8 protein-coding genes and 1 pseudogene are annotated in these 9,507 nt (G+C 47.4%); 7 read left to right on the top strand and 2 right to left on the bottom strand.

Going from position 1 to position 9,507, the window contains the following annotated elements:
• Window positions 1-77: pseudogene (locus Q0605_RS10320) on the top strand (IS1595 family transposase); the annotation flags it as partial.
• Window positions 78-380: 303 nt separating this feature from the next.
• On the opposite strand, the gene Q0605_RS10325 reads toward Q0605_RS10320, so the two are convergent.
• Both Q0605_RS10325 and Q0605_RS10330 read right to left on the bottom strand, forming a co-directional pair.
• Entirely contained in the window at window positions 381-1,442 is a 1,062-nt protein-coding gene (locus Q0605_RS10325; protein WP_298706776.1) for a tyrosine-type recombinase/integrase, read from the bottom strand.
• Window positions 1,439-4,027 (bottom strand): AsmA-like C-terminal domain-containing protein, encoded by a 2,589-nt coding sequence (locus Q0605_RS10330; protein WP_298706797.1) that lies wholly within the window; start codon window positions 4,025-4,027, stop codon window positions 1,439-1,441. Before Q0605_RS10330 ends, Q0605_RS10325 begins: the two co-directional genes overlap by 4 nt.
• A 130-nt stretch (window positions 4,028-4,157) precedes the next feature.
• Between Q0605_RS10330 and mltG the strand changes: the two genes are divergently transcribed.
• The 6 genes from mltG to Q0605_RS10360 all read left to right on the top strand — a co-directional run bounded on the left by mltG (window position 4,158) and on the right by Q0605_RS10360 (window position 9,316).
• Window positions 4,158-5,108, top strand: a complete 951-nt coding sequence (mltG, locus tag Q0605_RS10335) for an endolytic transglycosylase MltG (protein WP_298706799.1) — start codon at window positions 4,158-4,160, stop codon at window positions 5,106-5,108.
• Window positions 5,109-5,217: 109 nt separating this feature from the next.
• Window positions 5,218-6,099, top strand: a complete 882-nt coding sequence (locus Q0605_RS10340) for a malate dehydrogenase (RefSeq protein WP_298706801.1) — start codon at window positions 5,218-5,220, stop codon at window positions 6,097-6,099.
• A 393-nt stretch (window positions 6,100-6,492) separates the two neighbouring features.
• Window positions 6,493-6,804 (top strand): 4Fe-4S binding protein, encoded by a 312-nt coding sequence (locus tag Q0605_RS10345; protein ID WP_005870517.1) that lies wholly within the window; start codon window positions 6,493-6,495, stop codon window positions 6,802-6,804.
• The gene (locus Q0605_RS10350) at window positions 6,804-7,925 is read left to right on the top strand and encodes a 2-oxoglutarate synthase subunit alpha (protein ID WP_298706802.1); all 1,122 of its coding nucleotides are present in this window, start codon (window positions 6,804-6,806) and stop codon (window positions 7,923-7,925) included. The genes Q0605_RS10345 and Q0605_RS10350 overlap by 1 nt, the downstream gene beginning before the upstream one ends.
• Window positions 7,926-8,771 (top strand): 2-oxoglutarate ferredoxin oxidoreductase subunit beta, encoded by an 846-nt coding sequence (locus Q0605_RS10355; RefSeq protein WP_297895538.1) that lies wholly within the window; start codon window positions 7,926-7,928, stop codon window positions 8,769-8,771.
• Complete coding sequence (locus tag Q0605_RS10360) at window positions 8,768-9,316, top strand: 2-oxoacid:acceptor oxidoreductase family protein (protein WP_298706803.1); 549 nt, start codon at window positions 8,768-8,770, stop codon at window positions 9,314-9,316. The genes Q0605_RS10355 and Q0605_RS10360 overlap by 4 nt, the downstream gene beginning before the upstream one ends.
• Window positions 9,317-9,507 lie beyond the last annotated feature (191 nt).

Raw genomic sequence — 9,507 nt, forward strand, 5'->3', positions numbered from 1 at the left:
ATACTAAAACTACACAGGAAGACCTATATCAGAAACTGTTGAAACTGATAAGAGAGAATCCGCTTAAGTTTAATTGAGTCAAAGTAAATTATTCTATACTCCGAAAGAGTAAAATTTTAGATTCTTTTGCGATCAAGCTCTAAGGCTCGCGCGTTAATTCTAAATTTTGCCGAGTTAATGAGTTAAATTCTAAAGTACGCAGGGTAGAATTTTATAGCTTTGTTATGCGAGTATGAAAAACAAATTTCAGAATTTTTCAAAATAAAATTCCAAATTTTTTAGAAAATAAATTCCATAAAAAACGATTTCAAAGCCGTCTCAAAACGAAATTCAAAAAATCTTCCTCAAGCAAGCCTCGCGCTATCTCAAATTTTAAAATTTTACTCTTCGAATTCCTCCGCGACCTTCGCCGCAAGGCGCAGTTTGTCGCTGTCGAAGTGGGTATAGATGCGCGAAGTATTTAGGCTCGCGTGGCCGAGAGCTTCCTGGACGAGTACGAGGTCCTTTTGCTTTTTGTAAAGCATCGTCGCGAAGGTGTGGCGCAGCATGTGAGCGCCGTTTTTTTCCTTGCGGATGCCCGCGCTCATTAAAATTTTCTCCACGATGCCGCTGACGTATGCTTGCGTGAGCGGCGCGCCGTTTTTGGTGACGAAAAGATAGCCCTCTTTGTTGGCAAAGTTCGTCTCCAGCGCGTTTAGATGCTCCTCGATCAGGTGGCGCTTGATCATTACGATGCGGTATTTATTGCCCTTGCCGCGGATTCGGATGACGAAAAGATCGCCCTCGGGCGCGATATCTTTGCGCTTGAGATTTATCGCCTCGCCCACGCGGATGCCCGTATAGACGATGATTTTTACGATTAGGCGGTTGCGATGAGCAAAGGAGGGAAACTCGCTTAAATTTATCGCGTCCAAAAACCGCTTCAGCTCCTCCTCGCTCATAAACTCCGGAAGCTTCGTGCCGCGGCTGCCGCTAATGCCGCCCCAGTGCTTAAGCTCGATGCCGAAGTTATGCGAGGTGCCGTCCTGCTCTTTTTGGCGGTCGATAAAGCCGAAAAAATTTATCACAGCGATGCGGTAGTTTTTTTTGCTCGCATCGCTCAGTCCGCCCGTAATCGAGGCTAAAATTTCGCTCAAAAGCTCCTCGTCGATATTTTTCATACTCTCAAGGCCGTACTCTACTATCGCTTCGTAAAATTTTTTAAGCGGGTTAAAATAGGTATTGATGCCGGTAAGGCCTGCGTTTCGCGCATCTTTTGCGAGCCGCTCGAGTTCATTGATATTCGCGACCTCGTGATTTAGCGCCAGGCTTGCGCGGCGAAACAGCGCATCGTTTTTTAGCTCCTTATTCGATAGCGCGCTTAGCTTGTAGCGCACGAATTTTACGAGCCAAAACAGCAGCGATTTTTCAAAGCTATCCTTATAATCGAGCGGGAATTTCATTTGCTCTCCTCGCTGTCGCCGAAGATCACAAAAGGCAGCATCAGTGTGTTTTTGATGAGATTATACGGCGTTTTTAGCACGTCGGTCGCAACGCCGGTCGAGTAGGTGGGCTTTTTCGTCGTGCCGCGAATCTCGATGATCGTGGAGATCGTATTGTTTTCGCCCAAGATGATATGATTTAGCAGCGGAATTTTTGAGATTATCGAGCTTGCGTCTTTGAGGTATTTAAGCTCCAGATCGATATTTAGCGCGCCGCTTTTCATATCCACTTCGCCGTTGCCGGCGATGTCGGCGCTACTGCCGGTAAAGTTCATCGCGTTTATGTAAATTTTATCGCCGCTGCGGCGAAAGTAAATTTTGCCCCTCTGCACGCTAAAGCCGCGATCGTTGAAATCGGGCGTCTTAAACGTAAGTAGCGACGGCACGGAGTTTATAAAACTAAGCAGCCTTTGATAGATGATGTAGTCCTTCAGATAGGTGTTTTGCACGTTGATCTCGCCGCGATAGTTGCGCGGATCGATGCCGCTTGCTTTTAGCGTAAATACTCCTCCGTCGAAGCTCTGCGAGCCCAGGAATTGATTAAGCGCCTCGCCGCTGATGTTTTGCGCAAAAATTTGAAGCAAGCTCTTTTTAAAGATCAACTTCACGTCGCCGCGTTTGAAATTCGCGTTCAGGTTCATATTTTTGCCGTCCAGTACGCCGTTAAAATGCGTAAATTTAAGCGTCTTATTAAGATCGGATAGCACGATGGAAGAATTTTGCCCGCTGAAATTTATCGGCGAGCGCTCCTTTGTACCGCTATTAAACTCGCTGGTTTGCACGCTCGTATTGATCGCGACGTCCACGTCTTTTAAAGAGACGAAGTTGCCGCCTTTGTTGATTTTAAGAGAAATTTTACCGCTTCCGCTAGAGCCGTCCAGATCGCCCCCGCGCACCCGAAGCGTGAAAGAGTCGTTTTTATAATGGCTTCCGTCCTTGTTCAGCAGACCGAAATCAAAGATGAGATTGCTGCTGCTGATATCTAAGTTTGTAAAATCGCTGGTTAAAATTTTAAGATCTCCGCCGCTAATGCCCGCGTTTTTAAGCGTCTTAGAAAAGGGCAGAATTCCGCTAATATCGGGCGAGCTGATCTCGATCCGCTCGCCGAAGCTCATCTTTGCGCCTAAAAATTGCGAGCTCAGCACTGGCGCTTTGCCGCTAAAATCAAGGCTTATATTATCTCGCGCGTCACCAAATTTTAAAATTTCTTTGCCGTTCGGGGAGAGATTGAAGCTATGGATTGTGCCGTTAAATTTAGCTTTGCGCGTGGCGATATCGATACTGCCGCTTGCGGTGGTGTTAAAAATTTCATTTTGCAGATTCGCGTCTTTGATGTCGATTTTTTTCTCGGTGATGTGCACCCGCGCGGCTTTGGAGTGAAATTTTGCCTTTGAGATCATCAGATCGGCGTCTTTTAGCGTCACGTTCGCATCCACCTTGGCGCTTTCCTTTTCTACGTCCACGTCTATCAGCACGCGCGCATCGATCCCGCCGCTCAGCGGATATACGGGCTCATTTATGCCGTAGCTTTGCAAAATATCTACAAGGTCCTTGCCCAAACTCTCTTTAGTTCGCAGATCCAGATATACGACCGGCCTCTCTTCAAAGAGTCCGCCGATACGCACGCTGCTTCCCTCCAGGCTTTTGCCTTTAAATTTAGGCTCATTTAGCGTGAAATTTAGAAAATCGTTTTTAAGCGTGATGTTGGCGTCTTTTACCGTTACGGTTTCGATTTGCGGTTGAAATTTTATCGTAAGATCCTGCGCGTAAGCCGTGGCGCTGACATTTTCGGCGATCGGGCGCGGATCTTTCAGATCGACTTTGGCATGTAGATTTTCGATGTAGTAGTTTTGCGCGACCGCCTTGCCGTAGATCCACTCGTTCGCAAGAGGATTTAGCCCCGTAAGCGCGCCCAGCTCATTCATAAAATTTTTCAGACTTAAGGCCGAGGCGCGATTTATCTCTATATTTAGCTCCGAGCCGATATTGTGCACGTCAAGCTCGCCCGCGATCTCGTGCGAAGCGAAGGTGCCGTTAAAATCATACGTATCGGCTTTGAAATTTGCCCGTGCCGTGCCGTGCAGAGTGAGATTAAAATCATTTAGCTCAAGCTCGATTGGATCGAAGTTCAGCCCGTTTGCGCTTGGCGTGATCTTCGAGTTTAGCCTAAAAAACCGCGTATCTGTGTAAAAAACGTCGCTTTTGTATTTTAGCTTTAGGCTTTCGCCTTTTATTTTCATATTGTCTACGTCGATCTCTTCAAAAAAGGAGTTGATGAGCGAGATTTTTTTGCTAAATTCCAAAATTTTCTCGCTTTGCGTGCGTAGATCGGTGGAATTTTGCTCTAAATTTTGTGTATTATTTTGCGTAATTTCAAGATTTTTGATACGCAGCACGAGACCTTTATTTAGCTTGAGATAAAACCCCTCAAGCTTTGCAAAGCCCACGTCCAGCTGCGAAATCGCAATACCGTGCTTTAGGCCTACCGCGCAGATTATAAAAAGTATAGTAAGCGTAAGAAAAAATCTAGCTAAAAATTTATACATCATCGCCTCACTGAAAAACTCCGCCCCAAAACCAAATCGGGCGTGCCGAAAAACTGCGCTTATAATATGAAATTTATTCAAAATTTTGGCTTATTTGCCTATAATTTCAGCTAAATTTTGAAAGGAACGCATGAAATTCTTTATAAAGCTCATCAAAGCGGCGTGCATTTGTATCGAGCTTACGGCTATCGTTTTTTTGGCCGTGGGCTTTGATCTACACGAGCGCGTCGGCAACGCGACAACCGTGCAGATAGGTCAGGGTAGCTCAACGAAAATTTTATCCGAACTCTCAAAGAGCTATCCTAAATTTACGAAATTCGACGCGAGGCTGCTTTCTTTTTACGGCGGCGCAAAAACCGGCGAGCTGGAGCTTAGCGGCGAAAATTTGCCCAAATATCAGTTTTTATATGAGCTAAGCGTCGCAAAGCCCGTGATGAACGAGATTAAGCTGATCCCGGGAGAGACTACGATCGTGTTTTTAAAACAGCTGGCGAAAGATCGTGGGCTAAGCTTTAGCGAGCTTGAGCGCGAATACAACGCCACGGCGCCGTTTTACGAGGGTTTTCTGGTGCCCGAAACCTACAAAATTAGCAAAAACGAAAGCGAAAAAAATATCATCGATCATCTCGTTTCAAGCGCGCAAAAATTCCACGAAGACTTGTCGCGCGAGCTTAGCGGCGATTATAACGCCACGGCGTGGAAGCAGGTGCTGATCAAGGCCTCGGTCATTCAAAAAGAGGCCGCAAACACAGATGAAATGCCCTTCGTAGCCTCCGTCATCGACAACCGCTTAGCCAAAAATATGCGCCTTCAGATGGACGGCACGCTAAATTACGGCGAGTTTTCGCACGTCAAGATCACTCCGCAGCGCATCCGTACCGACACCAGCCACTACAATACCTACCTCAACGACGGACTTCCCAAAGAGCCGGTGTGCGTGGTCTCTCGCGATGCGATACGCGCCGTTTTCGCGCCCGCAAAGAGCGAATACCTCTATTTTATGCGAAATAAAAAAACGGGGCTTCACGATTTTGCGCGCACGCAAGCCGAGCACGAGCGCAACGTAAAGGCGCAGAGGTAAAATTTAAGGCCGTTTCGGAATTAAATTTAAAAAACGAGATTTCGTCTTTAAATTTTAAAATTTAACCCCCGCAGTTATAAAAATGCGGGCCGATATTTGGGAGATAACAATGAAAATAGCGATATTCGGCGCCGGAAACATCGGCGCAGCGGTAGCGAACGATCTTATCGTAAGCGATTCTTTGAGCCAAAAGATAGATAGCATCGCGCTTGTGGATGCGGTAGAGCGGATCGCGAGCGGCAAGGCTTTAGATCTAGCCCATACGGCGGCGGTTTATGAGCGCGACCTGCGCGTAAGCGGCAGCACGGAGCCTAGCGATATAGCGGAGGCAGGCATCGTCGTGATCACCGCAGGGCGTGCAAGAAAGGCGGGGCAGAGCAGGGAGGAGCTGTTTGGCAGCAACGCCGCCATCGTCGCACAATGCGCGCGAGATGCCGCAAAATACGCGCCTAGCTCCATTATCGTCGTCGTTACCAATCCGCTTGATATGATGGTCTATGCGGCGCTGCAGGCCAGCGGGTTTGCAAAAGAGCGCGTCATCGGCATGGCGGGCGAGCTAGACGGCGCGCGGCTTAAATTTGAACTCGCGCGAGCGAGCGGCAAGGAGATTTCATCGATGAGAAGCGCGATCGTGGGCCCGCATAGCGAAGAGATGATCGCGCTTAAAAATGAGCTGGGATTTGAAATTTCTGATGAAATTTTTGGTCGCGCGGTGCAAAACACTAAACGCGCCGGCGCGCAGATCGGCGAGCTGCTGGGTACGTCGGCGTATTTGGCGCCCGCTGCTGGGATCGTAAAGATCATAAAATACATACTTTTTGATACCTGCGGCACGCTCGCCTGCTGCGTCGCGGATAGATCCGGAGTGCCTTTGGGGCGCTTCGTAAGCGTCGGTAAAATGGGCGCGATAGAGAGAAATTTCGCCTATTTGGGCGAGTTTTACGCGCAGCTTGAACGGATGCGTGAGCGGATAGCGGGGCTGAAGTTTTAGTGGATATGGAGCGAATTCGGCGCGACGCAGAATTTGCAGAGCTAAAATTTTAAAGCGCAGAATTCTTGTGATAGAATTTGCAGCATCAAATTTCACTTTGGCAAGAAATTTAAGCTCGCGGAATTGTGTAGCGTAAAATTTCATTCGCTGCGGAATTTTAAAATTTGCGCAATTTTGCCCGCTGTGAAATTTCATAGATTAAAATTTTACTTTGGCGCAGCATTTTGCGTGACGTAAAATTTTTAAACGCTACAAAATTTTAAAATTTAAACTCTGCAAAATTTAAAAACGAGAGGACTTTAATGCGATCAAAGCAGGCTTGCGCCGCAAAATTTCAAATTTTAAATCGCAAAGCGGGATTTAGTGCGGATTTTGATAAATTAAGGAGAAAATATGAGCGAAAATGAGAGCCAGCGCGCCATCTGGACGGATGAGAGCCGCTGTAAGGCGTGCAACATCTGCGTAAGCGTCTGTCCTAGCGGCGCGATCGCGATGAGACAGGACGAGGGCGCCGTGCAGGGCATGATGATCGACGTGGTGGATGAGGGCGCCTGTATCGGCTGTAGGGAGTGCGAGTTACACTGCCCTGATTTTGCGATTTTCGTTGCGCCCAAAGGCTTTAAATTCGCTCGTCTAAGCTCGCAGGCTAGAGAGATGGCTGAAAAGATCAAAAACAATAATTTTATGAAACCCAAGGACGCATAATGAGAGAGGTAATTTCCACAGGCAACGCCTTAATTGCGCGCGCAGCGATTGATTGCGGCTGTAATTTTTTCGGCGGCTACCCGATCACGCCGAGCAGCGAGATCGCGCACGAGATGAGTCGCTTGCTACCTAAGGTCGGAGGTAAATTTATCCAGATGGAGGATGAAATTTCGGGCATTTCTGTAGCTTTAGGCGCGTCGATGAGCGGTGCAAAGGCGATGACGGCAAGCTCCGGCCCTGGAATTTCGCTAAAATCAGAGCAGATTGGACTTGGCTTCATCGCTGAAATTCCGCTTTTAATCGTAAATGTTATGCGCGGAGGTCCTAGCACCGGGCTTCCTACGCGAGTGGCGCAGGGCGATATTTTGCAAGCTCGTAACCCCACTCACGGCGATTTTCAAAGCATCGCACTGTGCCCTGGCTCACTAAAGGAGGCTTATACGCAAACCGTGCGCGCCTTCAATCTAGCCGAGCGGTTTATGACGCCGGTATTTTTGCTACTTGATGAGACGCTTGGGCATATGCAGGCTAAGGCGATGCTCCCTGAAATTTCGGATCTAAAAATCGAACGCAGGGCGGAATTTAAAGGTAGTCCGAAAGATTATGAGCCCTACGACGCTGCACCCGATAAGCCTGCGGTGCTAAATCCATTTTTTAGGGGATATCACTATCACATAACGGGGCTGCATCACGGCGCGAAGGGCTTTCCGACCGAAAACGAGCAGATCGTGGATCGCTCTATAAAAAGGCTTTTTAATAAAATTTCGGCGCATGAAGAGGAGATCGTGCAATATGAGGAATTTATGCTAGATGACGCTGATGCTTGCATCATCGCCTATGGCAGCGTTAGTCTAGCCGCAAAAGACGCGATTTTAAAGCTACGGGGGCAAGGCGTGCGTGTGGGGCTTTTCCGCCCGATCACGCTGTGGCCAAGCCCTGCGCGCAAGCTAAGGGAGCTAGGGGAGAGATTTAATAAAATTTTAATCGCCGAGCTAAATTTAGGGCAGTATCTGCTAGAGGTGCAGCGCGCTTGCTTGAGGGATGATTTTAAGACGCTTCTTAAGGCAAACGGCAGACCGATCAGCCCTAGCGAGATTATCGAGAAAGTAAAGGAGCTTTAAATGGCGTTTGATTACGACAAATATCTAAGAACGGACAAGATGCCTACGCTTTGGTGCTGGGGCTGCGGCGACGGAGTGATCTTAAAAGCGATCATCCGCGCGATTGACCGCGTAGGCTGGAGCATGGACGATGTGTGCGTGGTAAGCGGTATCGGCTGTAGCGGTAGGATGTCTAGTTACATAGACTGCAATACCGTCCATACGACGCACGGACGTGCGATAGCTTATGCTACGGGTATCAAGCTCGCAAATCCAGGTAAGCACGTAATCGTAGTCACTGGCGATGGCGATGGGCTTGCGATAGGGGGCAATCACACGATCCATGGATGCCGCCGCAATATCGATCTAAATCATATCTTAGTAAACAATTTCATCTACGGGCTTACAAACTCGCAGACGAGTCCTACGACACCGCGCGGGTTTTGGACGGTTACGGCACAATACGGCAATGTCGATCCCAGCTTTGATGCGGCGAAACTTGCGATCGCTGCCGGAGCAACTTTTGTCGGACGCGAGAGCGTGACAAATCCCGAAAAAATCGAGCGACTTCTAGCCAAGGGCTTTGAGCACGAGGGTTATAGTTTTTTTGATATTTTTAGCAATTGCCACGTAAATTTGGGTCGTAAAAATAAAATGAGCGAGGCAGTACAAATGCTAAAGTGGCTTGATTCGCGCACGATTTCCAAGGCTAAATTTGACGCTCTTAGCGAGGATGAGCGAGCGGGGCTATTTCCGCTTGGAGTTTTACATGAAGATAATGAGCACACCGAATACACAAAGGCGTATCAAAAGGTGATAGACGCGGCACAAAGCGGCGAAGCGATAAATTTTGAAGGACTAAGATGAATCAATTAAGATTTGTGGGAGTAGGCGGTCAAGGCGTAATCTTAGCAGGCGAAATTCTAGCTGCGGCAAAGATAGCGCGCGGTGGCTATGGAATCAAGGCATCTACGTATACCTCTCAGGTACGTGGCGGACCTACGAAAGTGGATATTATCTTAAGCGATGAAGAAATTCTATATCCTTACGCGAGTGAGGGCGAGATCGATTTCATGCTCGCAACGGCGCAGAGTAGCTACGATGCTTTCAAAAACGGCGTGAAAAAAGGCGGCGTGATCGTAATCGAGCCGAATTTAGTAGCACCGAGCGATGAGGATAGGATAAACTTTAAAATTTATGAAATTCCAATCATTACTATCGCAAAATATGAAGTTGGAAATGTCATCACTCAAAGCGTCGTGGCTCTTGGTGTGGCTGTGGCGATGAGTAAATGTATGGATGAAAATTTAGTGCGTGAAGAGATGTTAGCAAGCGTACCAGCTAAGGTCAAAGAAGCAAATGCAAAAGCTTACGAGCTAGGCCTAAAATACGCAAAAGAGCTTTTAAAATAAATTTTTGGCTAAATTTGATTTAGCCAAAACCTCACAACATGGATCAGATAAAACTAGAAAATTTCTACAAAGAGTATGATTTTGAAATGCCTATCATTAGGAGCTTGTCACCTAGTGAGTGCTTAAAGATAAAAGAGAATTTACTTCATAAATTTAGCCTAGATGATATAGATGAGTTTTTTAAGATAGAT

The organism is uncultured Campylobacter sp. (assembly GCF_938017705.1).
In the GTDB taxonomy this organism is placed as follows: domain Bacteria; phylum Campylobacterota; class Campylobacteria; order Campylobacterales; family Campylobacteraceae; genus Campylobacter_B.